This is a genomic window from Pseudomonas syringae KCTC 12500 (assembly GCF_000507185.2).
Classification (GTDB): Bacteria; Pseudomonadota; Gammaproteobacteria; order Pseudomonadales; family Pseudomonadaceae; genus Aquipseudomonas; species Aquipseudomonas syringae.
The window spans coordinates 985,956-1,008,541 of the sequence record NZ_AYTM02000002.1; the positions used below are offsets into that span (position 1 = coordinate 985,956).

Genomic DNA, 22,586 nt, shown 5'->3' on the forward strand with positions numbered 1-22,586 from the left:
GAGCCTTGCAACGGATGAAGAGGAGACGAACCTGAACGGATCTCTGGAGTAAGCAGGTACTTCCCGAAAGTCTGCCATTGTAAGCCCCACGCCTTGATAAAACACCGTCGACCTGCAGCACTGTTGCCGGCCTCGCAATGATCCATGTCAGGTTTTTCGCTTTTAGAAAAATTGTTAGCGCCCTATCATTGCCGGGTTAAGGATTGAAGATTCCCCCTTCTGCAGATGTTCCTTCGGACAAAAGCCTATGCACGAATTCGGGCGGTGATGGTCTACGACTCAATGACCGCGACGACCAAACGTGCAACCGCGCTCTGCCTGACGGTTTAATTCCACCGTCGGCGATTCGTCTCAACAAGCAGCTTCAAGGAATGGCGCCAAGGCAGGCGATGCTTAAAACAAGATGTCAATTACTTACTTCTCGCGGAGATTCGCATTATGAGCACTGACGGTGCTTCAAATAGAAATCGCCTGTTACCGACCCTGCTCGGGCTGGTGATCCTGTTGATGGGGCTGGCCTTGCTGGTCGGTGGTGCCCGACTGCTGCAACTGGATGGCTCGCTGTATTACCTGCTGGCCGGTATCGGCTTCGCCGTAACTGGCGTGCTGCTGATCACGGGTCGTGCGGCTGCGCTGGGCCTTTATGCACTGCTGCTGTTCGCGAGCACCGTGTGGTCGTTGTGGGAAGTCGGCCTTGATTGGTGGCAATTGGTGCCACGCCTGGCGCTGTGGTTCGCACTGGGTATCGTGTTGCTGCTGCCATGGTTCCGCAAGCCGCTGCTGCGCAACGGTCCGGCACGCATGGGCACCGGTGCACTGAGCATCGCTGTGGTGCTGGCCGGCCTGACCGCGCTGGCAAGCCAGTTCACCAACCCGGGCCGTATCGAAGGCCAGCTGGACCGCGAGACGGCTGGCACGACCAACACCGCCCCGGCCATGCCTGACGGCGACTGGCAGTCCTACGGCCGCACCGCCTTCGGTGACCGCTACTCGCCACTGGCGCAGATCACGCCGGAAAACGTCAACAAGCTGGAGCCGGCCTGGACCTATCGCACCGGTGACATTCCGGGGCCGAATGACCCGGGTGAAACCACTGCCGAGAACACCCCGCTCAAGGTCAACGGCATGCTCTACGTGTGCACGCCGCACAGTCAGGTGATCGCACTTGACCCGGATTCGGGCAAGGAAATCTGGCGCTTCGACCCGAAGCTCAGCACTCAGAACGCTGCCAACTTCAAGGGTTGGGCGCACATGACCTGCCGTGGCGTCACCTATCATGACGACGCTGCCTACGCCGCCAGTGCCCCGGCGCAAAGCCCGACGGTCCCGGCTGCTGACGGTACTGCCACTGCCAGTGCTGCCTGCCCGCGCAGAATCTTCCTGCCGACTGCCGACACTCGTCTGATCGCGCTGAACGCCGACACCGGCAAGATGTGCGAAGACTTCGGCAACAAGGGTTCGGTCGACCTGACCGCCAACATGGGCACCTTCGCTCCGGGCGGCTACTACTCCACGTCGCCACCCGCGGTCACCAAGGACCTGGTGATTATCGGTGGTCACGTTACTGACAACGTCTCCATGGACGAGCCGTCCGGCGTGATCCGTGCCTATGACGTGCACACCGGCCGTCTGGTGTGGAACTGGGACAGCGGCAATCCGGAAGAGACTGCGCCGATTGCCGAAGGCAAGATCTACACGCGCAACTCGCCGAACATGTGGTCCATGTTCAGCGTCGATGAAAAGCTCGGCTTGATCTACCTGCCGATGGGCAACCAGACGCCGGACCAGTGGGGCGGCGACCGTACGCCAGAGTCCGAGAAGTACAGCGCGGGCCTAGTTGCACTGGACATCGCGACCGGTCGTGTACGCTGGGACTTCCAGTTCACTCACCATGACCTGTGGGACATGGACGTCGGTGGTCAGCCGACGCTGCTGGACATGAAAACAGCCGATGGCGTCAAGCCTGCAGTGCTGGCATCGACCAAGCAGGGCAGCATCTACGTGCTGGATCGCAGCACCGGCAAACCGATCGTGCCGATCAATGAAGTACCGGTTCCGCAAGGTGCTGTCGCTGGCGATCACACCTCGCCAACCCAGCCCAAGTCCGACCTGAACTTCATGCCGCCGCCGCTCAAGGAGCGCGACATGTGGGGCGTGACGCCGTTTGACCAGATGATGTGCCGGATCGACTTCAAGTCGCTGCGCTACGATGGTCCGTTCACGCCACCTTCGCTGCAAGGTTCGATCGTTTATCCGGGTAACTTCGGTGTGTTCGACTGGGGCGGTATTTCCGTCGACCCGGTGCGTCAGATCGCCTTCGTCAATCCTAACTACATGGCTTTCCGTTCGAAGCTGGTACCGTCTGCCGAAGTTGAAGGCGGCCCGGGTCGCAAGAGCGAAACCGAAGGCGTACAGCCGAACAAGGGCGCGCCTTATGGTGTGATCCTGGAAGCACTGCTGTCGCCGATGGGCCTGCCTTGCCAGGCGCCAGCATGGGGTTACGTAGCGGCGGTCGACCTGACCACGCAAAAAACCATCTGGATGCACAAGAACGGCACTGTACGCGACAGCTCGCCGATCCCGCTCCCGCTGACCATGGGTGTTCCAAGTCTGGGTGGTACGTTCACCACCGCCAGCGGCCTGGCGTTCATGAGCGCTACGCTTGACCAGTACCTGCGTGCTTATGACGTGCGTAACGGCAAGCAGTTGTGGGAAGCCCGCCTGCCAGCAGGTGCGCAAACCACCCCGATGACCTACACCGGCAAGGACGGTCAGCAATACGTGCTGGTCGTTGCGGGCGGTCACGGCTCACTGGGCACCAAACAGGGTGACTACGTGATGGCGTTCAAACTGCCGAAGTAAGGCGTTGCTGAGGTCAATGAAAAGCGGCTACCGAGAGGTAGCCGCTTTTTTTTGTCGCCACTGAAGCCGGATCCCGGTTGATCTAGTTACCGGGCAGGGCTGCGGATCTGTGAGCGCTGCCAGACGATTATCGTTCCTTACGCTCCAGCGTGTGAACGCCGTTCTGGACGCTCTGCGTCCTCTCTTGAGGGCTTCTATCAGTGCGAATGACTAGCGCGCTTTGGCGCTGCTTTTGTCACTGGCGCGCAGGATGTCGTTCCAGCGGCGGACCAGGTAGTTGTGCTCGTTCATGACCGAGTTCCACACGGCAATATGGCCCATGCGTTCTTCGTAAGCGCCGCCGTCACGGACTTCCCCGGCGTCGATCAGCGGCAAGCCGTCGCTGCCGAGCAGTTGTTCGCGGGCAGGCAGGCCGGCGTACCAGTAATCCCATTCGGCAGCGCTGAGGTGATCACGGCTGCGTGCCGGATTACCGATGTAATAGCCCTGCCGCGCCATCACTGCGCCGGGCCAGCCCGACAGCCACCAGTTCAGGTACGCATAGGCCGCATCCAGCACCGGCCCCTTGGCGTGGCGTGACAGGGAAAGCCCGCCAAACCAGCCGCGATAGCCCTCTTTGGGCACCGCGACGCGATACTTCACACCGGCACGGTGCAGCCTGACCAGGGTCGGTGACCAGAGGCTCTGAATGTCGATGTCAGGGCTGAGCATCAGTTCGGCGGCTTCTTCGTCGCCTGACCAGAACGCAGCAAAATGCCCTTGCTGCTGTTTACGCACCAGCACATCAGCGAGCCGATCGATCTCTTCGATGCTCATGTTGCCGATGTCCTTGAAGCTCGCCAGCCCTGCCCCCTGCACCGCCAGCGCGGCATCCAGTGCGCCGATGGCCGCGTCACTCTGCAAGGCGATGCGCCCGCCCCAGACAGGGTCGAGTAACCATCCCCAGCTTTCGTCCGCAGAGCTCAAGCCCTCCGGCAAGCGCTCGGGGCGATAGGCGAAGCTGTCGGCGTTATGGGTCAGCGGCAGCATGCTGATGCGCTCGGTCACCGCGCTGCCCAGGCTGCCATCGTGCTGCACGAACAAACGCTCGCTCGGCACACTGCCGCTGCCTGGCTGGTCGGTAGGCCGCAGCCGGCCCTGCTTGGGCAAGTCGTTGATTTCGTGCCACAGCGCAATGCGCCGCGTGTCGATGGGTTGAATCGCCCGGGCTGGCCAGACGAAATCGACGTTATGAAACCACTGGTCGTAGAGGTCGTAGCTGTCTGGTTGCATGACCGCGATACGTTGCGCGGTTTGCACGTCATGAATCTGGTAGACCAGTTTGATCCCCAGTTCCTGCTCGGCCCGCTCACGCAAAGACTCCAGCAGGGTCACGGAGGTGCCCAGTACGCGCAAGGTGATGGTCATGCTGCGGACTCGTTGAGCGGAGGCGCGAAACTGCTGGAGAAGACTTCGAACGAACGACGCAGCAGATCGGGATCGAGACCGCGCAGGATGAACACCAGCCGCGAGGTGCGATCCTCGCCTGGCCAGGCGGCAAGGTGCAGCGGCGCATGCAGGCAATGCTGCACACCATGAATCACGATGGGAGCCTGATTGTCGTTCACGTTGAGCAGCCCTTTGACGCGGAGGATTCGTTCGCCGTGGCATCTTAACAGCATCGACAGCCACACCCCGAAGCCGACCCAGTCCAGAGGCCGCTCGAACGTCAGGCAACAGACCTGCGCATCACCATGCCGCGCGGAAGTCGACAGCACACGATGCAGTTGCCAGCGGGTCACTTCAGCGGCCGGTTCTTCGCTGCGCATACCCTCGCCCAGCAGCAACTGATCGCCGCTGTGGACATCCGCCGTATCCAGCAGTGGCGCAGAAAAATTCAGCGCTTGCAGATGCTCGCGCAGGCCATCCAGCACCGACTCGTCGACCAGATCGGTCTTGCTCAACAGCAGCCGGTCCGCCGCCGCGACCTGCGCCAGCCACTCCGGATGCAGACGCTCCTGCAGCGTCGCGTGACAGGCATCCACCAGCGTGACGATCAGACCGATATGAAAACGCCCACGAAGTTGCGGGTCATTGCTCAGCGTGGTGAGAATCGGTGCCGGATCGGCCAGGCCGGTGGTCTCCAGAATCACCCGCCGAAACGCAGGAATTTCACCTCGATTACGCCGCTCCAGAAGACCGAGCAGCGCGTCTTTCAACTCACCGCGGACGGTGCAGCAGACACAACCGCTGGGCAGCAGCACGGTATCCGGTGCGACCTCTTCAACCAGCAGATGATCGATACCCACGTCGCCGAATTCGTTGATCAGCAGCGCGGTGTCGCCCATGTTTTCATCGGCCAGCAGGCGTTTGAGCAGCGTGGTCTTGCCGCTGCCGAGGAAGCCGGTAATCACGTTCAGGGCAATGCTCATGATGACCTCTGCAGATGATCGAGCAGACCTGAATCAAGCGGGTCCAGCGGCCGGCCGATCAGCAACTCGGCTTTCTGCCAGAGCTGCTCCAGCCCGGTCGCCAGCTCCTGCTTGCCGGTGGCTCCGAGCAGGAGGTAGGAAACGCCTTGAAAATCTTCGACCTTCAGACGAAACGGCGCGACCACCTTATTGATTGCAGCAATACGCCGCAAGCGCTCACGCCGCCGGGGCAGTTCTGCAGCCAGCGGATCGCTCCAGTGCACGTCTTCACCCAACAGCCCGCACAATCCACACATCAGGCGTTCTCCAGCTGTTTGCTCATGGCATGACGTCGCCGGAATTGGGGCCCAGTGTCTGACCGACGAACAGGTTGCCACCCGGCTCGCTGGCCAGTAGCACCGCCACCGGGGCAACCTCCTCGGCCAGACCGAAGCGGCCCAGTGGCAACTCGGCAGCCTTGGCGGCTTTCCAGGCGCTGCTGATCCCGGCGACCAATGGGGTTTCGATAGGACCGGGCGCGATGGCGTTGACCAGCACGTTGTCCTTGGCGACTTCCAGCGCCAGGGACTTGCTGAAACCGATCACCCCGGCCTTGGCGGCGGCGTAATGGGTCAGTTCGGCACCGCCCTTGATGCCCAGTTGCGAAGCGACATTGATGATGCGCCCCCAGCGCTGGGCAATCATGTGCGGCAATGCCCGCTGACTGGCCACGAACACGCTGGTCAGGTCAATGCGCAGCATGTCGTTCCACATGTCGAGGGTCAGGTCGACGCAACGCGCCTGGGTCAGCATGCCCGCGTTGTTGACCAGAATGTCGATGCCACCGAACTGCTCGACACAGGCATCGACGCTGGCTTGCGCGCCGTCGACACTGCCGACATCGGCCACGCACTCCTGAACCTGCGCGCCCAGTTGGCGGCACTCTGCAGCGATCTTCGCCAGGCTGTCGGCGTCTCGGTCGCCCAGCACCAGACGCGCGCCTTCAGCCGCATAGGCACGGGCGATGGCTGCGCCAATGCCACTGCCTGCTCCGGTGATCACTGCCCGCTTTTGTTTGAGTTGCTGCATGGGTCGGATTCCTTGGTTGATTTGGGGATCACGGCGTATGGCTCGCGAACGCTCAGGCACTGGCACGCGCCTGCACTGAACGCTTCGCGAGCAGGCTCGCTGCCGATCCGAATCGATCTACTCGGGCCAGCGCACGGTCAGGCCGCCGTCGATCACGATGCTTTGCCCGGTCAGGTAACTAGCATCATCGCTGCACAGAAAACGCACCAGCGCAGCGACTTCATCCGCTCGGCCGACCCGGCCCAAGGGGATCGCTTTGGCCGCCTGCGCCAAACCTTCGGGCCCCAGCGAGTTCTTGCTGTCCAGCGATTGCGGCGTCTCGATCAGGCCGGGAATCACCGCGTTGCAACGTATGCCCTTCGGGGCGAGCTCCACCGCCAGTGACCGACACAGCCCTGGTACGCCGGCCTTGGCCGCTGCGTAATGGGAATGGTCCTGCCAGCCATACACACCACCGGCAATCGAGGAAATCGCCACCAGCGCCCCGCCCTCACCCATATGCCGGACGGCGGCGCGGAAGGTACGCATTACGCCGGTCAGGTCGACGTCGAGCATCTCGTTCCAGCGCTCGTCGGTCATTTCCAGCAACGGCGCGCGGCGCAACAGCCCGGCATTGGCGACTGCGTAGTCGATGCGGCCGAACAACTTGACCGCCTGCGCGGCCAGGTCATCGACCGACTCGGTGAAGGTCACGTCCAGTGGCAGCATCAGGCATTCGCCGCCCGCCTCCGCCACCAGCCTGCGGGTTTCGTCCGGATCATGCGGGTCAGCCGGATAGAACCCCCCTGCCACCGCCACACCCTGGCGGGCAAAAGCCACTGCCAGGGCCTGACCGATGCCGCTGGCGGCACCGGTTATCACTGCAACTTTACGCGTCATGTGCTGCTCCTCATTTCACCGTTTCAGGTCGCACGTGTTTAGCGGCGAACATCAGCGCACCCGACAGGAAGCAAGGCACTGCGCCAAAGTACAACGCCGAGGTCTGCCAGTCGCCGCCTGCGCTCAGTACCGATGTGGCACCGAAGCCTGCGACCACGGCACCGAGCGGGCCCATGGCATGGATGATTGCGCCGCCCGTGGCACGAATGCTGGTCGGGAAGCTTTCGCTGATGAAGAATAATGCCGCCGAGTACGGGCCGATCAGGAAGAACAGCCCCAGGCTGTACAAGCCGACCACCGTCACCATGTTGCTTGGCCCGTAAAGCATGCCGGCAAACGCCAGGCCGCCGAGCATCCAGCCAAGGCCGATGACATTGCGGCGACCGATCCGGTCACCCATCCAGCCGTGACACAGGTAGCCGCAATAGCCCACCAGGTTGGACAGCACCAGAATGATCAGCGAGTTCTCGAACGAGATGTGGTGGACGCTGACGATCACCGTCGTACCCAGCACACTGAACACCTGAATGGCCGCCCAGTTGAGCAGGATCGCAGCACCGATCACCAGGGTCGCGCGGCGCGAAGAACCGCGAAAAGCAGCGCCGATACCGGCCTTGCTGTGTTCTTCGTAATCCACCCCGTACGTCTGCGCCACGGCCTTCGCCTGGCTGAGGTCGCCCTTTTTGCGCAATTGGGTAATGCGCTGGTGGATCTGAAACTGCGGACTTTCCTTGAGCTTGCGCGCCAGGATCGCGATGACGATGGCCGGGATCGCTGCAAACACGAAACAACCCTGCCAGCCGATAACCGGCAACAGCACCGCCGTCAAACCGGCCGCGATCAGCGCACCGACCGGCCAGCCGCCTTGCACCAGGCTATAGATGAAGCCACGGCGCTTGGTCAGTCGCGGGTCGTCGGACGCAGCGTAGATTTCGCTCAGATAGGTCGCGTTGACCGTTTCCTCTGCATAACCCAGACCGCCCAGCGAACGAATGAGGATCAGGGGCGACTTGCCCCACGCTCCGCCGATGGCCGTGAGCGCCGAGCAGATCGCCGAGCCACTCACGGTGAAAATGATACCCACGCGCCGTCCCAGGCGATCTACCAGCGGGCCGATGGCCAGAGCCACCACCGCGGTGCCGACCGCGACCCAGGTCGCGATTTCGGCCTGTTCGACCTCACTCCAGCTGAAATGCCGACCGATTTCCGGTAACAGCGTGCCAAACAGAATGAAGTCATATACCGCAAACACCCACGCGAAAAACGCAATCCATGTGGCGAACCGTACTTGCTCCGGAGTCAGTTGCTCAGGTTTCCAGCCGGTCAGGTCGAGCTTATTGTAAATGGACATGAGTGACGCCTCGGACAGGGCAATGAATCAGCGGGTACGGGGGTTGCGACGCACGAAGTCGTCGGCAATCTCGTCGAAAGTGACGAACTTGACGCCAGCATGGCTTTGAATGTGCTCGATCAAGCGCTCCAGCATCAGCAGCACTTGCGGGCGACCAGACACGTCCGGGTGAATGGTCATGGTGAATACAGCGTGTTCGTGTTCGCGATAGACCCAGTCGAACTGGTCGCGCCACATTTCTTCCAGGTGCCGAGGGTTGACGAAACCGTGGCTGTTCGGCGCCTTCTTGATGAACATCATTGGCGGCAGATCGTCCAGGTACCAGTTGGCCGGGATTTCCACCAGATCGGTTTCTTCGCCACGCACCAGAGGCTTCATCCAGGTATCCGGGTGCTGGCTGTAATCGATTTTGGTCCACTTGTCGCCCACCCGAACGTAGTAAGGGTGGAAGTCGTTGTGCATGAGGCTGTGGTCGTACTTGATGCCTTTCTTGAGCAGCAGCTCGTTGGTGACGTTGCTGAACTCCCACCATGGCGCGACATAGCCGGTCGGACGTTTGCCGGTCATTTGGGTGATCAGGTCGATGGACTTGTCGAGGACGATCTCCTCTTGCTCCGGGGTCATGGCAATCGGGTTTTCATGGCTGTAACCATGCACACCGATTTCATGCCCGGCATCCGCCACGGCTTTCATCTGCTCGGGAAAGGTCTCCATGGAGTGCCCCGGGATGAACCAGGTGGTGCGCAGACCGTAACGCTCGAACAACTTGAGCAGACGTGGCGCGCCGACTTCACCGGCGAACAGGCCGCGGGAAATGTCGTCCGGCGAATCCTCGCCACCATAGGAGCCCAGCCAGCCGGCAACGGCATCCACATCCACACCAAACGCACACAGAATTTCTTTGGCCATCGTTGTTCTCCCACGGGTTAATCAGATCGGCTTCGCGCTGTACGGCACGCGGGCCGGTTGGCACTGCAAAACGTGTTCAAGGGGCTGCGATCAGTGACTCCACAGCCAGCGCCGCACGCAGCAGCCGTGCGTCTTCGCCTGCCGGTGCACTGAGCAACAGCCCGGTGGGCAAGCCCGAGGCATCGCGGCCGCTGGGCAGTGACACGCCGGGCATGTTCAGCAGGCTGCCGGGCATGGTCAGGCGCAGCGTGGCGAGGTTGGTTTGAACGAACAGATCGTCGTCCGTCAGCAGCGGTGCAAGCGGCGGCGCCACATGGGCCACGGTCGGGGTAATCAGCAGCGCGCCGTCCAGTTCGAGGGTCAACTGCTCCTGCAGGCGCTCGCGCGCGGCATACAGATTGACCAGCAGGCTGGCCGGCATGGAACGGGCTGCCTCCAGGCGCTTGCGAACTCTGGGGTCAAGCTGGCTGGCGGCGTTGCTGTCGAGCAACGCCTGATGCAGCGCGAACGCTTCGGCTGCACCAAGCCAGCCCTGTTGCTGGATCAACAGCAAGGTGGCCTGAAATGCCTGGCAAAGCTTGACCTCGATCAGCGCACCACTTGCACGCAGGGCTTCGACGGCACGCAACAGGTTGTCGCGAACGGCCGGCGTGACGCGCTCGTCTTCCAGCACCGCCTGATCGAGCAGAAAACGTTGACCGGCCAGGCTGCGTGGTATCAACGATGACGGTTTGCTGCGCGCACAGAGCAGATCGTCGATCACCAGAGCGTCACGCACGCTGCGGGTCAGCGGCCCGACGCTGTCCAGCGTCAGCGCCAGCGGGAAAACGCCGTCGCGGCTATAGCGGCGGCTGGTGCTTCGAAACCCCACCAGACCGTTGAGCGCTGCCGGCACACGAATAGAACCGGCGGTATCGGTGCCCATCGCGATTGGTACGGTTCCGTTGGCTACGGCGACTGCCGAACCCGAAGAGGAGCCGCCAGGAACGCGTGGCGAGCTGTCGCTACTGGGGTTGACCGGCGTGCCGAAATGCGGGTTCAGGCCCAGCCCTGAATAAGCGAATTCACTGAGGTTGGTCTTGCCCAGGCTGACCATCCCGGACCGTGCCAGCAGCCCGACAGTCGGCGCATCCAGCAGCGCCGGCGAAAGGCTGGTGCGCACCGCGGCACCCGCGGTTGTGACGCTGCCTGCCACGTCGAAGAGATCTTTCCAGGCGATAGGCACGCCGTCGAAAGGGCTCAATGGCTGCCCTTGTTGCCAGCGGGCCGCAGACGCTTCGGCTTCCCGGCGTGCCCGTTCGATACTCATGGAAATAAACACATGATCGGCGGTTTCTGCCTGTTGCAGAGCCTTGTCCAGAGCCTGCACAGGGTCGCTGCACCCCTGAGCAAAATCCTCGGCCAGTGCGCAGGCATCACGGGTAACGCTGTGACTCCCGGTATCGGTCATGGACATCACACCCTTAAAAAATGTACTTATTAATAAAATGTACATTTAATAAAGGCAGGTTCCATGCCAATCTGCACGTCGCGACGCCCTGACCCGATCGGGCTGATAGCCCTTTAGCGCTGGAACAGCCGTGCTAGAAACCTTTTTGCAAAGGCATCAGTCAGTTGCGACAACGCTTCGCCAGCTCACAAGATCGTCATAAAGAAATAATGTATCTTTTATAAAAGGTACATTTCGGTGCAAAAAAGTAACGGTGGCCCCATGAGCGAGCATAAGGACGTGTGCCAAGGTGACAACAACGCTTCTGTGCGAGAATCGTCCGTCAACCGCCAGAAGTGTATGAAACCGATGTCAGAAGAGGACTCGCGCACCGCGTCGCGCTACGCCATGATCCGCGAGGTGTTGCGTAACGCTATCGTCTCGGGCGCGGCCGCCAACGGACTGGTGCTGCTTGAAGCACCGCTGGCAGAACTGTTCGGCACCAGCCGGGTGCCGGTGCGCAAGGCGCTCAACCTGCTGCATGAAGAAGGCTTGATCAGCCGCTTCGACGGCCGGGGCTATCTGGTCAATCCTGACGCGCGGGAAGTCGAGCCGCTGCGCCTGAGCCTGAGCCACAAGCAGTTCGGGCTGGACAGCAGTGAAGAACTGGTCGACACCCGCCCGCTCGGCGAACGTATTCATGACGAGATCGGTGCGGCACTGTCGGCCTGTATCGCCTTTGGTCACTACCGGCTCGATGAGCAAAGCGCCGCGCAGCATTATGGAGTAAGCCGCGCAGTGGTTCGTGAGGCGCTGATGCGTCTGCGCGATCGCGGCCTGGTGGAAAAAGAGCCTTACTCGCAATGGCTGGCGGGGCCGCTGACGGCCCGGGAAATCACTGAAGACTACGAACTGCGTGCCTGCCTCGAGCCCGAAGCCTTGCGCCAGACTGCGCCACAGCTGAGCCGCGAAACCCTCGAAGCAATGCTGGCCAGGGTCATCGAGGCGCAAGACGCCGAACAGTGCAGCCTTGAGGAAATCGAGCGCCTTGAGGATGATCTGCATCAGCAATGCCTGGGCGGCCTGCAAAACCGCAAGATCGCCACGCTGATCAGCCAGGCGCAGAGCCCGATGATCATCAACCGGATTTTCTACCGCCTGCTGAGCATTGGCGCCGATGAAGCGATGCTGGCCGAACACCGGCTGATCATCGAATTGCTGCTGCACGGTGCCTTCGACGCTGCTGCCCTGAACCTCAAGGAACACCTGCTACGCGCCCGGCAGCGCATGCTGCAACGCCTGAAAGTCCTGTCGGTATTGCCGGAGCAGGAAGTGCCGGGGTATCTGACGCGGTTGAGTTGAGATGGGCTGGATCACTCTCGCTGCCACGCTATATAAACGAGTCAACTCGCACTCGGTGTGAAACCCGGTTTCTGTAGGAGCGGACTTGTCCGCGAAAGGGCCTGTACATTCACAACATTTCTGCTGCCCAAACGCCCTCTTCGCGAACAAGTTCGCTCCTACACGAGCGTTCTATTTCTTAAGATCCAGGCTACGACTTACTTGCCGATCACTTCGCCACGCATCGGTGCCAGGCGGGCGATGAGGCGGTTTTGTACGGGGACCGGGACCTTTTCGGTGTCCATCGAGGCGATGAGGTCTTCGACCAGCGCGTTAAAATCGCTGGGGGTCAGGTTCTGCCCCTTGTGCGCCTCGGCCATGCTGTCGCCGCTATAGCGACACGGGCCGCCGGACTCGACGCAGAGTTGTTCGACCAGCTTGTCGCGCAGACGCACGATGTCCACTTTCTTGAAGTGCTCGACGATCCGCTGATCCTTGGCCACGTTTATCAGCATGCCTTCGACGATGCGCTGGATACCGGCACGCTGGCCCAGGTCGTGGTAGAGGCTGTCATCCTTGGGTGGCTGTTGCTGCTGCGCGCAACCGGCCAGCAGCGTCAGCATCATGGCTATCAGCAGACGCCTCATCAAAAACTCCCCTGCACAGACAGATAGGTGCCGTTCTGGTTGTCCAGGGTGGCGATTTCACCAAGGCGGGCGTAAGCCAGGACCACGGACACGTGCTTGTTGGGGAAATAGCCGAGAAAAACATCGGCCCAGTCACTTTCGCCCGCAAACGAAAGGTTGTCCGGCTTCTCGCGATATTCGACGCCCAGCGCCCAGCGCGGATTGAACAGCACGGCTACCGAACCCTCCTTGAGCAGGCTGCGGCTGTCGCGCCGATCGCCGCCGAACCCCAACAGTCCGGTTTCGTTGGCGCGGCTGTAACGCACGCCGCCGTTGACCACGACGTTGTAGCCGAACGCCGCGCCCATGAACAACCGACTGGCCGTCAGGTAGCCTTCGACATCCGAGTCACGCCGGGCGCCGACCAGGCTGGGAATCAGGAAATCGTTCTGATGCTTGTACTGCACACCCAGAGAAACCTGCGGCAGGCTTTCGTAAATCAGGTCGCCGAACAGCCGCACTTTGACGCCGAACACGTCCTGACTGAGGTTATCGTCAGGCAGGCTGAGCCTGTGCTGCAGGTTGCTGATATCGAAACGCTGATGGGCGTAGGACAACTCCACGCGATTGCCATAGGCGAACGCCAGGCCTGCCACATCGAGGTTGTAGTCCGGCAGATTCACGTGCGTGGCGAAGGTGGTAGCGCCCCACTCGCCTTGCTCGCTGTACCCGGTGATCACCGCCCACGGGGTTATGCCACCGCCGGCGCTGCCTTCAATGCTGGTCGCGCCGCCCGTGGCAATCAACCGGCCGTTGTCGCCCAGAGCGGACGTCGGAGCAGCGCCCGCCATGCCCACCAGCAAAGACCCCAACAGCAGCGATGTTTTATGCAACATGTGCTAATTCACCATAAGACCGGGTGAGGCCTGGTACGTGGCAATCCATGCCTCGAACGCCGATGCGGTCAGCGGTCGGCTGATCAGGTAACCCTGGGCCGTATCGCAGTGCCAACGCCGGAGCAGGTCCAGGCTGTGTTGATACTCGACACCTTCTGCCACCACCTTCAATCCAAGGTTGTGGCTCATTTCAATGGTCGACCGCACGATCACTGCGTCTTCACTGGTTTCATCCAGGTTGCGCACAAAAGACTGATCGATCTTCAGCTCCTGCACGGGCAGACGCTTCAAGTGAGCCAGTGACGAGTAACCGGTGCCGAAATCGTCGATCGACAGGCTGATGCCGCAATCGCGCAGGCGATGCAGGACGATCAGTGCCTTTTCCGGTTCGCTCATGACGGCGCTTTCGGTGATCTCGAATAACAGTTGTTCGGCAGGTACGGCGTATTGCTTGAGCAGTTTCACGACATAGCCGACCAGATCATCACCTAGCAGGTCGTCAGCAGAAATGTTTACCGACACCTGCAGGACCAGCCCGCGCTTACGCCATTCGGCCAGTTGGCGCATCGCCTCTTCGATCACCCAGTTGGTCAGCAGGTAAATGCTCCCGGTGCGCTCGGCGAGGACGATGAATTCGGCGGGCGAGACACTGCCGAACTGCGGATGAGCCCAGCGCAATAGCGCTTCGGCCTGACGCACATAGCCCTGGCGGATATCCAGCTTGGGCTGGTAATGCAGCATCAATTCGCCATTCTGCGCGGCCTTGCGCAGGTCACGAATAAGCGTGATCTGTCGCTGGTGAGCCAGGTCGCGGCCATCCTGATAGATCTGCAGGCGACCGGGGAGGAACGCGGCGTCCTTGCGGGCAATTACCGCACGGTTGAGCAATTCCTGGGCGGAGTCACCGTGCTCCGGGTACACCGTGATACCAATGCAGCATTCAAGCTCCAGCTCATGATTGTCGATACGCTGCGGCTCACTCAGCAGCCGCTGCACAGCGTCAGCCATGCCCACCGCGCCAGCGCTGGCCGTGTTGTCCAGCAACAGCAGAAACTCATTGGCCCCCAGTCGCGCCACGGTATCGCCAGCGCGCAGATTACTTTGCAGGCGCTGGCCCACCTGTCGCAACAACTGGTCCAAGCCTTCAGCGCTCACGCTTTCGCTGATCGTGGCGAGGTTCTCGACACTCAGAGATAGCAGGGCAACTGCACGATCTGCGGCAATCGAACTGCCCAGACGCTCCATCACCAGCGCCCGGTTGGGCAGCCCGGTCAGGTTGTCGTGCAAAGCGTTGTGGGCCAATTGTCCCTCGCGCACCGCAATGCCTTGCTGCATGGTGTTGATCGCGTCGGCGAGCATGCCCAGTTCATCACTGCGGACCAAGGTGACCGGGGTTTTATAGTCGCCATCACCAATACGCTTGGCCGCCGTGGCCAGGACCTGAACCGGCAGCGAGACGCTTCGCGCCAGCGCCAGGGTGCCGATCAGCGAAGCCACCAGGGCGGCCATGGAAATCCAGAAGATCTTTTGATTCAGTGGCGCGAATGCCTGATAGGCCTTGTCCAGAGGGCTCTGCAACAGCGCGATGACCTGCCCGTCGCCGCCATTGCTGGTGTTGGCGAGCATCAGCGTCTGGCTGAGAAAGTTAAGGTTCGATTGCTCGGTGAGCAGCATCTGGCCTTCCGAGGAACTGCGCATCAGCTCGATCAGGCCCACGTGCAGGGCCTCCGGCTGGGTACTGATCAGATCGCCGTTCTTGCCGTCTTCTACAGTGAGAAAAGACACTTCCAGGCCGCTGAGCGAACGCAGCTCTTCGGCGATATCGCTGTCGATGGTAAAGCCCATGACCACGCGGCCGATCGGCAATGGCGCGAGAACGGTGCTCTCCACCAGCAAATGCGGGTCTCCGCTGCCGGGCACGATGAGCACTGACTGACCGGCACGTTTGGCGTTGCGCAAGGCCTGGTCATAGACAAACCTGGAACCCTCGGGAACTTTCTGTACGGTGCTGGCAATCACTGTGCCATCCATGCCCAACAGGAACATGTCGCTGGCATTGATGCGTTTGCCATGGTTGAGCAACACCGAGCGAATGGTCGAGGAGTCGGCACTGGCCACCGCGTCGCGAAAGCCGAAATCGGCTGCAACCAATTGCACGGTGTCACGCAGACGTTTGCCGCGCAGATCGATCAGCCGTTCGAACACACGACTGCCCACCTCCAGTTGCGCCTGAGCCTGAGTGCGTACCGCCTCCTCTGTTGCAACCTTGACGGCGAGATAGACCGCACTCACGACAATCAGCAACAGAACAATCAGCACCCCGGCGATGCGCGCCTGAAAGCTGGCTTTAAATTTCATTAATGCGTGGCCTTGTGGAAAGCGTCACCGAAGCCGCCTGGTGCGGGCTTGCCGGGTTTGTCATCAGCTTGCATTTCAACCGCGAGGTTGAAACGCTGGGTAAGGCCGGCGGCAGGCACCTCGAACTCGCCGCCCGATACCGGCTGCATGTCCGCGATCTGCGGGTGCCAGAGGGTGGCATTGTAGTGCCCGGCAGGCATCTGATCGAGCTTGAGCTGGCCGTTGCTGTCGGTCACGCCGAACCATGAATCGTCGGTGACGTAGATGTAACCGACCATCCAGTCGTGGATGTTGCAGCCCAGCACCACCACGCCGGGTTTGTCGAACAACAGCGGATCCGAGGGCGTGCCCTCGTAAAGTCGCAACTCGAAGCGCTTGGCCGGCGAAAAGGAGTAGACCTGATGGCGGATGTTGTCGCTGTTGGGAAACTTGACCTGAGTGCCGGTGTGGATGGCCAGTACATGTGGCGCGAATTCCTGATCACGCTGGTCCATTGATGCCTTCAACGCAACGGGTGACGGATCGGGCGGCCCTTTGAGGGTGACCACCGCATCCGCAAGGGGCTTGCCCTCCTTGTCCATCACCTGCGCGGTAAAGGTAGAAGCCGATGCGCTCGCAGCCGAGGCTACGCACAGTCCGGCCAGTAATGCCGATATAAATACGTTGGTCATACCTGATTCAACCCATAACGGCAGCGCCGTAAATGAAATAAGCCCGCTCTTTTCTACCTGACAGGCTCCACCACTCATAAATAGCGGTTTTCCAATCGCTTTACAGACTATCGACCAAGACTATTGAAACCTGAGAGCCACCGCCCCATCTAAGAGCCATGTTCAACTTCTCAGGTGCCCCATGAACGACCAGCAGACAGACTCGCCAGATTTGCCCAACGACGCAGACGAGCACGATGTGTCTCTGAGTTCCGACAGCACCTCGCTTGCCTTGCCCGGCCAGAACCTGCCCGACAAGGTTTACATCATTCCGATCCACAACCGTCCGTTCTTTCCGGCGCAGGTGCTGCCTGTCATCGTCAATGAAGAGCCGTGGGCCGAAACGCTGGAGCTGGTCAGCAAGTCAGAGCATCATTCGCTGGCGCTGTTCTTCATGGACACTCCGCAGGAAGATCCACGCCACTTCAAGACTGACGCACTCCCCGAGTATGGCACTCTGGTCAAGGTTCACCACGCCAGTCGTGAAAATGGTCGTTTACAGTTCGTCGCGCAGGGCCTGAGCCGGGTGCGCATCCGTACTTGGCTCAAGCATCATCGCCCGCCGTATCTGGTAGAAGTTGAATACCCGCAGCAGCCCAATGAGCCGACCGATGAAGTGAAGGCCTACGGCATGGCCCTGATCAACGCGATCAAGGAACTGCTGCCGCTCAACCCGCTGTACAGCGAAGAGCTGAAGAATTATCTCAACCGTTTCAGCCCCAATGACCCCTCGCCGCTCACCGACTTTGCCGCTGCCCTGACCTCCGCCACCGGCGTCGAATTGCAGGAAGTACTCGATTGTGTGCCGATGCTCAGGCGCATGGAGAAGGTCCTGCCGATGCTGCGCAAGGAAGTCGAGGTTGCACGCCTGCAGAAGGAAATCTCTGCCGAGGTGAACCGCAAGATCGGCGAGCATCAGCGGCAGTTCTTCCTCAAGGAACAGCTCAAGGTCATTCAGCAGGAACTGGGCCTGAGCAAGGACGATCGCAGCGCCGACATCGAACAGTTCGAGCAGCGTCTGGAAGGCAAGACCCTGCCGCCACAGGCGCGCAAGAAGTTCGACGAAGAAATCGGCAAGCTCAAGGTGCTGGAAACCGGCTCGCCCGAATACGCTGTGACTCGCAATTACCTGGATTGGACCAGCTCGCTGCCGTGGGGCATCTACGGTGCCGACAAGCTGGACCTCAAACACGCGCGCAAGGTGCTCGATCAGCACCATGCCGGGCTTGACGACATCAAGGCGCGGATTCTGGAATTCCTCGCCGTCGGTGCCTACAAAGGTGAAATCAGCGGCTCGATCGTGCTGCTGGTCGGTCCGCCGGGGGTGGGCAAGACCAGCGTCGGGCGCTCGATTGCCGAGTCGCTGGGGCGACCGTTCTATCGCCTGAGCGTGGGCGGCATGCGCGACGAGGCCGAAATCAAGGGCCACCGCCGTACCTACATCGGTGCGCAACCGGGCAAACTGGTGCAGGCGCTGAAAGACGTTGAAGTCATGAACCCGGTCATCATGCTCGATGAAATCGACAAGATGGGCCAGAGCTATCAGGGCGACCCGGCATCCGCGCTGCTGGAAACCCTGGACCCGGAACAGAACGTCGAGTTTCTCGATCACTACCTGGACTTGCGTCTGGACCTCTCCAAGGTCCTGTTCGTGTGCACGGCCAACACGCTGGACTCGATCCCCGGCCCGCTGCTTGACCGGATGGAAGTGATTCGCCTGTCCGGCTATATCACCGAAGAGAAACTGGCGATTGCCAAGCGGCATTTGTGGCCCAAGCAGTTGGCGAAAGCCGGCGTTGCGAAAAACAAGCTGAGCATCAGTGACAGCGCCCTGCGCGCCGTCATCGAGGGCTACGCTCGCGAAGCCGGTGTGCGGCATCTGGAGAAGCAACTTGGCAAGCTGGTGCGCAAGGCGGTGGTCAAACTGCTGGATGCGCCCGATTCGGTGATCAAGATCGGACCGAAAGACCTCGAAGCGTCGCTGGGCATGCCGGTGTTCCGCAGCGAGCAGGTGCTGTCCGGCACTGGCGTGATCACCGGTCTGGCCTGGACCAGTATGGGCGGCGCTACCCTGCCGATCGAGGCGACGCGCATTCATACCCTTAATCGCGGCTTCAAGCTGACCGGCCAATTGGGCGATGTGATGAAGGAGTCGGCCGAAATTGCCTACAGCTACGTCAGCGCCAATCTGTCGAAATTTGGTGGTGACGCGAAGTTCTTCGATGAGGCGTTCGTGCACGTACACGTTCCCGAAGGTGCCACCCCGAAAGACGGCCCGAGTGCGGGTGTGACCATGGCCAGCGCCTTGCTGTCCCTGGCCCGCAACCAGCCGCCGAAAAAAGGCGTCGCCATGACCGGCGAACTGACCCTGACCGGGCATGTACTGCCTATCGGCGGCGTCCGCGAAAAAGTCATTGCCGCGCGGCGCCAGAAAATCCACGAACTGATCCTGCCGGAGCCTAACCGTGGCAACTTCGAAGAGCTGCCGGACTATCTGAAGGAAGGCATTACCGTGCACTTCGCCAAACGCTTTGCGGACGTGGTGAAGGTGTTGTTCTAGAGCTTGATACTGCGCATGCCCCCACGCTGAATGGGCACAAGAGGTGTTCTATCGGGCGCCTCTCGTGCCGCACGCTCCAGCGTGGGGATGCAGTTCTGGACGCTCTGCGTCCGATCCAGAGCGCGACACCTGTCGTACTCCCCCACAAAACTCCGATCAGTTATCCTTGCGCTTCGTATCGCGATACCGGAACTTGCCATGACCCCTGCCCGTTTCATTGCCCCGCTGAGCCTTGCGCTGCTGACGGCGTGCGCTCAGACGCCGAAAAACATTGTATCCATCGACACGCAAAGCGATTGCCCGCTGACACTCACGTCCGGGCAGACGCTGATCCTGACACTGCCCAGCAACCCGACCACCGGCTTTCGCTGGCTGACCCAGAACCCGGCCCAGAATATCCTGCGCAGCCTGGGGCCTGAGGTGTATGCCAACGCCGAGAGCAAGGAAATGGTCGGCAACGGCGGGCAATCGGTCTGGCGCTTCAAGGCCACCGATGCCGGGACCGGCCGGCTGATGATGGTCTATCAGCAACCCTGGGCACCCGAAGTCGCCCCGGAGCAGACCTTCGAGTGCGCCATCAGCGTGAAATGAGGCGTTGCGCACGGCTTGTCCGACTGCACGTACTGCATCATGCATCCCGGCGGCAAGTTGGCTAGAATGCCCGCTTTTCAAAGCCTTCGCCGGAACCGCCGTGAGCAAAGAAACCGACCGCATTTTCGCCCAGCCGCTGACCCAGGTGCCTGACTTCGCCTTCAACGAAGACGTGGTGCGGGTATTCCCGGACATGATCAAACGCTCGGTGCCCGGCTATCCGACGATTGTCGAAAACCTCGGTGTGCTGGCCGCGCAATTTGCGCAACCCAATACTGTGCTCTATGACCTTGGCAGTTCTCTGGGCGCTGTTACCCAGGCCCTGCGCCGTCATGTACGCGGCGAGGGTTGTGAGGTCATCGCGATAGACAACTCCAGTGCCATGGTCGAGCGTTGCCGTGAATACCTCAACGCGCAGGACTCCATGTTTCAGGAGTTGTTGCCGGTGCAGGTCCTCGAAGGCGATATCCTCGCCCTGACGTTCAAACCCGCCTCGGTGGTGGCGCTGAACTTCACCCTGCAATTCATCGCCCCCGACCAGCGCCTGGCATTGCTCGGGCGCATTCGTGACGCACTGGTGCCCGGCGGCGCGCTGATCCTCTCGGAAAAACTGCGCTTCGACGACCCGCAGGAACATGCGCTGTTGACGGACCTGCACATCGCCTTCAAACGCGCCAACGGCTACAGCGACCTGGAAATTGCCCAAAAGCGCAGCGCCATCGAAAACGTCATGAAACCCGACAGCCTCGAAGAACACCGCCAACGCTTGCTTGCCGCAGGTTTTTCCAAGGTGGTGCCGTGGTTTCAATGCCTTAACTTCACCTCGTTGATTGCCCTGCCATGATTGATCTCGCCCCCCTCGTCCGTCGTCTGGCGGGAACCCCTCTGGCCGATTGGGCCAATGGCCTGCAGGCCCAGCTCGATACCAAGATGGCCAAGGGTCACGGTGATCTGCAGCGCTGGCAAAGTGCGCTGGATGCCTTGCCCGACCTGCAGCCCGAGCGAATCGATCTGATCGACAGTTTTACCCTGGAAGCCGACTGCAACGGCGAGACCCGCACCGTCCTGCGTAAGGCATTGCTGGGCCTGTCACCGTGGCGCAAGGGGCCGTTCAATGTGTTCGGCGTGCATATCGACACTGAATGGCGTTCGGACTGGAAGTGGTCGCGGGTTTCGCCACACCTGGACCTGAAGGGCAAACGCGTTCTGGATGTGGGTTGCGGCAACGGTTATTACCAATGGCGCATGCTTGGCGCCGGGGCCAATAGCGTGATCGGGGTCGACCCCAACTGGCTGTTCTTCTGTCAGTTCCAGGCCATGCAGCGCTATCTGCCTGATCTGCCCGCCTGGCACCTGCCGTTCGCGCTGGAAGACCTGCCCGCCAACCTGGAAGGTTTCGACACGGTGTTTTCGATGGGCGTGCTGTATCACCGCAAATCCCCCATCGACCACCTGCTGGCCTTGAAAGACTGTCTGGTAAAAGGCGGCGAGCTGGTGATGGAAACCCTGGTAGTGCCGGGTGATGTCCATCAGGTGCTGGTCCCGGAAGATCGTTATGCGCAGATGCGCAACGTCTGGTTCCTGCCTTCAGTGCCTGCTCTGGAGTTGTGGATGCGCCGTGCCGGCTTCACCGATGTGCGTTGCGTCGACGTCAGCCACACGACGGTCGACGAACAACGCAGCACCGAGTGGATGCGCTTCCAGTCCCTGAGCGATTATCTGGACCCCACCGACCACAGCAAGACAGTCGAGGGCCTGCCTGCCCCCATGCGTGCGGTGATCGTGGGGCGCAAGCCCTGAGGGACGAGTTATCTGGCTGCCGCCACGATCAACGCCTTCATCTCGGCGACTGCCGCCTTGAAGCCGACGAACAGAGCATGAGCCACCAGCGCGTGGCCGATGTTCAGTTCGTTGATGCCCTTGATCGCGGCGACCGCTTCGACGTTGTGATAATGCAGGCCATGACCGGCATTGACGATCAGCCCTTGGGCGAGACCAAACGCGACACCATCGGCGACCCGCTGCAGTTCTTCGGCGACTTCAGTCGGGGTCTGAGCATCGGCATAGCGACCGGTGTGCAGTTCGATGGCGGGTGCACCGACGCGTTTTGAAGCGGCGATCTGACGCTCGTCGGCGTCGATGAACAGTGAAACCTCGCAGCCAATCTTCGCCAGTCGCTCGACCGCCGCCTTGATCCGCGCTTCCTGCCCTGCCACATCCAGACCGCCTTCGGTGGTCAGCTCCTGCCGTGTCTCAGGCACCAGACAGATGTGCGCCGGGCGAATGCGTTCGGCGAAGGCGAGCATTTCTTCGGTCACGCCCATCTCGAAATTCATGCGGGTCTGCAAGACGTCCTTGAGCAGCAGGACATCGCGCTCCTGAATGTGTCGGCGGTCCTCACGCAGGTGAACGGTGATGCCGTCGGCGCCTGCCTCTTCGGCGTCCAGGGCAGCCTTGACCGGGTCCGGGTAACGCGTGCCACGGGCCTGACGCAAGGTGGCTACGTGGTCGATGTTCACGCCGAGAAGGATACGAGTGCTGTGGGTCACGGTGGTCTCCAGAAAAATGGGCGAGCTGGTCGAAGCAGGCTGTAGA

At 61.1% G+C, this 22,586-nt stretch carries 19 protein-coding genes; 6 read left to right on the plus strand and 13 right to left on the minus strand.

All coding sequences use genetic code 11. The features are described from left to right. The first annotated feature begins 438 nt into the window (after positions 1–438). Positions 439–2,862 (plus strand): glucose/quinate/shikimate family membrane-bound PQQ-dependent dehydrogenase, encoded by a 2,424-nt coding sequence (locus V476_RS04850; protein WP_024649167.1) that lies wholly within the window; start codon positions 439–441, stop codon positions 2,860–2,862. Positions 2,863–3,072: 210 nt separating this feature from the next. On the opposite strand, the gene V476_RS04855 is transcribed toward V476_RS04850, so the two are convergent. The 8 genes from V476_RS04855 to V476_RS04890 all read right to left on the minus strand — a co-directional run bounded on the left by V476_RS04855 (position 3,073) and on the right by V476_RS04890 (position 10,930). Further along, a complete protein-coding gene (locus V476_RS04855; protein WP_024683868.1) occupies positions 3,073–4,269 on the minus strand; it encodes an ABC transporter substrate-binding protein in 1,197 nt (398 codons plus the stop codon). Next, the gene (locus tag V476_RS04860) at positions 4,266–5,273 is read right to left on the minus strand and encodes a CobW family GTP-binding protein (protein WP_024960424.1); all 1,008 of its coding nucleotides are present in this window, start codon (positions 5,271–5,273) and stop codon (positions 4,266–4,268) included. Before V476_RS04860 ends, V476_RS04855 begins: the two co-directional genes overlap by 4 nt. Then, a complete protein-coding gene (locus V476_RS04865; RefSeq protein ID WP_003405362.1) occupies positions 5,270–5,569 on the minus strand; it encodes a hypothetical protein in 300 nt (99 codons plus the stop codon). The genes V476_RS04860 and V476_RS04865 overlap by 4 nt, the downstream gene beginning before the upstream one ends. Positions 5,570–5,591: 22 nt before the next feature. Further along, positions 5,592–6,341 carry an SDR family NAD(P)-dependent oxidoreductase gene (locus tag V476_RS04870; protein WP_024960425.1) on the minus strand — a complete coding sequence of 250 codons (750 nt, stop codon included), beginning with the start codon at positions 6,339–6,341 and terminating at the stop codon, positions 5,592–5,594. A gap of 117 nt (positions 6,342–6,458) precedes the next feature. After that, positions 6,459–7,220, minus strand: a complete 762-nt coding sequence (locus V476_RS04875; RefSeq protein ID WP_004393769.1) for an SDR family NAD(P)-dependent oxidoreductase — start codon at positions 7,218–7,220, stop codon at positions 6,459–6,461. 10 nt (positions 7,221–7,230) lie between these two features. Further along, positions 7,231–8,571 carry an MFS transporter gene (locus V476_RS04880; protein ID WP_003412976.1) on the minus strand — a complete coding sequence of 447 codons (1,341 nt, stop codon included), beginning with the start codon at positions 8,569–8,571 and terminating at the stop codon, positions 7,231–7,233. Positions 8,572–8,598: 27 nt separating this feature from the next. Continuing rightward, positions 8,599–9,480, minus strand: coding sequence for a polysaccharide deacetylase family protein (locus V476_RS04885; RefSeq protein ID WP_002554892.1), 882 nt, complete (start codon positions 9,478–9,480; stop codon positions 8,599–8,601). Positions 9,481–9,556: 76 nt separating this feature from the next. Beyond that, positions 9,557–10,930, minus strand: coding sequence for an amidase (locus V476_RS04890; protein WP_024960426.1), 1,374 nt, complete (start codon positions 10,928–10,930; stop codon positions 9,557–9,559). 348 nt (positions 10,931–11,278) lie between these two features. On the opposite strand from V476_RS04890, the gene V476_RS04895 reads away from it, so the two are divergent. After that, complete coding sequence (locus tag V476_RS04895) at positions 11,279–12,271, plus strand: GntR family transcriptional regulator (protein WP_161780160.1); 993 nt, start codon at positions 11,279–11,281, stop codon at positions 12,269–12,271. A 197-nt stretch (positions 12,272–12,468) separates the two neighbouring features. Here V476_RS04895 and V476_RS04900 read toward each other — a convergent pair whose 3' ends face one another. From V476_RS04900 to V476_RS04915, 4 genes are read right to left on the minus strand one after another with little or no spacing between them, the layout of a single operon-like run. After that, positions 12,469–12,897, minus strand: coding sequence for a group I truncated hemoglobin (locus V476_RS04900; protein ID WP_024664231.1), 429 nt, complete (start codon positions 12,895–12,897; stop codon positions 12,469–12,471). Next, on the minus strand, positions 12,897–13,772 hold the full coding sequence (locus tag V476_RS04905; RefSeq protein WP_024960428.1) for a DUF3034 family protein: 876 nt from the start codon (positions 13,770–13,772) through the stop codon (positions 12,897–12,899). The genes V476_RS04900 and V476_RS04905 overlap by 1 nt, the downstream gene beginning before the upstream one ends. A gap of 3 nt (positions 13,773–13,775) precedes the next feature. Continuing rightward, positions 13,776–16,130: a bifunctional diguanylate cyclase/phosphodiesterase gene (locus tag V476_RS04910; RefSeq protein ID WP_024960429.1), complete on the minus strand. Its 2,355-nt coding sequence runs from the start codon at positions 16,128–16,130 to the stop codon at positions 13,776–13,778. Continuing rightward, entirely contained in the window at positions 16,130–16,801 is a 672-nt protein-coding gene (locus V476_RS04915; protein ID WP_024960430.1) for a hypothetical protein, read from the minus strand. The genes V476_RS04910 and V476_RS04915 overlap by 1 nt, the downstream gene beginning before the upstream one ends. A gap of 181 nt (positions 16,802–16,982) precedes the next feature. On the opposite strand from V476_RS04915, the gene lon reads away from it, so the two are divergent. From lon to cmoB, 4 genes are all read left to right on the plus strand, one after another. Further along, on the plus strand, positions 16,983–19,400 hold the full coding sequence (gene lon / locus V476_RS04920) for an endopeptidase La (protein WP_003412995.1): 2,418 nt from the start codon (positions 16,983–16,985) through the stop codon (positions 19,398–19,400). Positions 19,401–19,598: 198 nt separating this feature from the next. Continuing rightward, positions 19,599–19,991, plus strand: a complete 393-nt coding sequence (locus V476_RS04930) for a protease inhibitor I42 family protein (RefSeq protein ID WP_003405351.1) — start codon at positions 19,599–19,601, stop codon at positions 19,989–19,991. A gap of 100 nt (positions 19,992–20,091) precedes the next feature. Beyond that, entirely contained in the window at positions 20,092–20,835 is a 744-nt protein-coding gene (gene cmoA / locus V476_RS04935; protein WP_024662641.1) for a carboxy-S-adenosyl-L-methionine synthase CmoA, read from the plus strand. Then, entirely contained in the window at positions 20,832–21,791 is a 960-nt protein-coding gene (cmoB, locus tag V476_RS04940; protein ID WP_024960431.1) for a tRNA 5-methoxyuridine(34)/uridine 5-oxyacetic acid(34) synthase CmoB, read from the plus strand. The genes cmoA and cmoB overlap by 4 nt, the downstream gene beginning before the upstream one ends. A gap of 8 nt (positions 21,792–21,799) precedes the next feature. Here cmoB and pdxJ read toward each other — a convergent pair whose 3' ends face one another. After that, positions 21,800–22,540, minus strand: coding sequence for a pyridoxine 5'-phosphate synthase (gene pdxJ, locus V476_RS04945; RefSeq protein WP_003425294.1), 741 nt, complete (start codon positions 22,538–22,540; stop codon positions 21,800–21,802). Between the last annotated feature and the right edge of the window lie 46 nt (positions 22,541–22,586).

What these genes read in the sequence shown, in the direction of transcription:
- V476_RS04850 (WP_024649167.1), top strand. Translation starts at nt 439, where the DNA reads ATGAGCACTGACGGTGCTTCAAATAGAAATCGCCTGTTACCGACCCTG.
- V476_RS04855 (WP_024683868.1), bottom strand. Translation starts at nt 4,269, where the DNA reads ATGACCATCACCTTGCGCGTACTGGGCACCTCCGTGACCCTGCTGGAG.
- V476_RS04860 (WP_024960424.1), bottom strand. Translation starts at nt 5,273, where the DNA reads ATGAGCATTGCCCTGAACGTGATTACCGGCTTCCTCGGCAGCGGCAAG.
- V476_RS04865 (WP_003405362.1), bottom strand. Translation starts at nt 5,569, where the DNA reads ATGTGTGGATTGTGCGGGCTGTTGGGTGAAGACGTGCACTGGAGCGAT.
- V476_RS04870 (WP_024960425.1), bottom strand. Translation starts at nt 6,341, where the DNA reads ATGCAGCAACTCAAACAAAAGCGGGCAGTGATCACCGGAGCAGGCAGT.
- V476_RS04875 (WP_004393769.1), bottom strand. Translation starts at nt 7,220, where the DNA reads ATGACGCGTAAAGTTGCAGTGATAACCGGTGCCGCCAGCGGCATCGGT.
- V476_RS04880 (WP_003412976.1), bottom strand. Translation starts at nt 8,571, where the DNA reads ATGTCCATTTACAATAAGCTCGACCTGACCGGCTGGAAACCTGAGCAA.
- V476_RS04885 (WP_002554892.1), bottom strand. Translation starts at nt 9,480, where the DNA reads ATGGCCAAAGAAATTCTGTGTGCGTTTGGTGTGGATGTGGATGCCGTT.
- V476_RS04890 (WP_024960426.1), bottom strand. Translation starts at nt 10,930, where the DNA reads ATGACCGATACCGGGAGTCACAGCGTTACCCGTGATGCCTGCGCACTG.
- V476_RS04895 (WP_161780160.1), top strand. Translation starts at nt 11,279, where the DNA reads ATGTCAGAAGAGGACTCGCGCACCGCGTCGCGCTACGCCATGATCCGC.
- V476_RS04900 (WP_024664231.1), bottom strand. Translation starts at nt 12,897, where the DNA reads ATGAGGCGTCTGCTGATAGCCATGATGCTGACGCTGCTGGCCGGTTGC.
- V476_RS04905 (WP_024960428.1), bottom strand. Translation starts at nt 13,772, where the DNA reads ATGTTGCATAAAACATCGCTGCTGTTGGGGTCTTTGCTGGTGGGCATG.
- V476_RS04910 (WP_024960429.1), bottom strand. Translation starts at nt 16,130, where the DNA reads ATGAAATTTAAAGCCAGCTTTCAGGCGCGCATCGCCGGGGTGCTGATT.
- V476_RS04915 (WP_024960430.1), bottom strand. Translation starts at nt 16,801, where the DNA reads ATGACCAACGTATTTATATCGGCATTACTGGCCGGACTGTGCGTAGCC.
- lon (WP_003412995.1), top strand. Translation starts at nt 16,983, where the DNA reads ATGAACGACCAGCAGACAGACTCGCCAGATTTGCCCAACGACGCAGAC.
- V476_RS04930 (WP_003405351.1), top strand. Translation starts at nt 19,599, where the DNA reads ATGACCCCTGCCCGTTTCATTGCCCCGCTGAGCCTTGCGCTGCTGACG.
- cmoB (WP_024960431.1), top strand. Translation starts at nt 20,832, where the DNA reads ATGATTGATCTCGCCCCCCTCGTCCGTCGTCTGGCGGGAACCCCTCTG.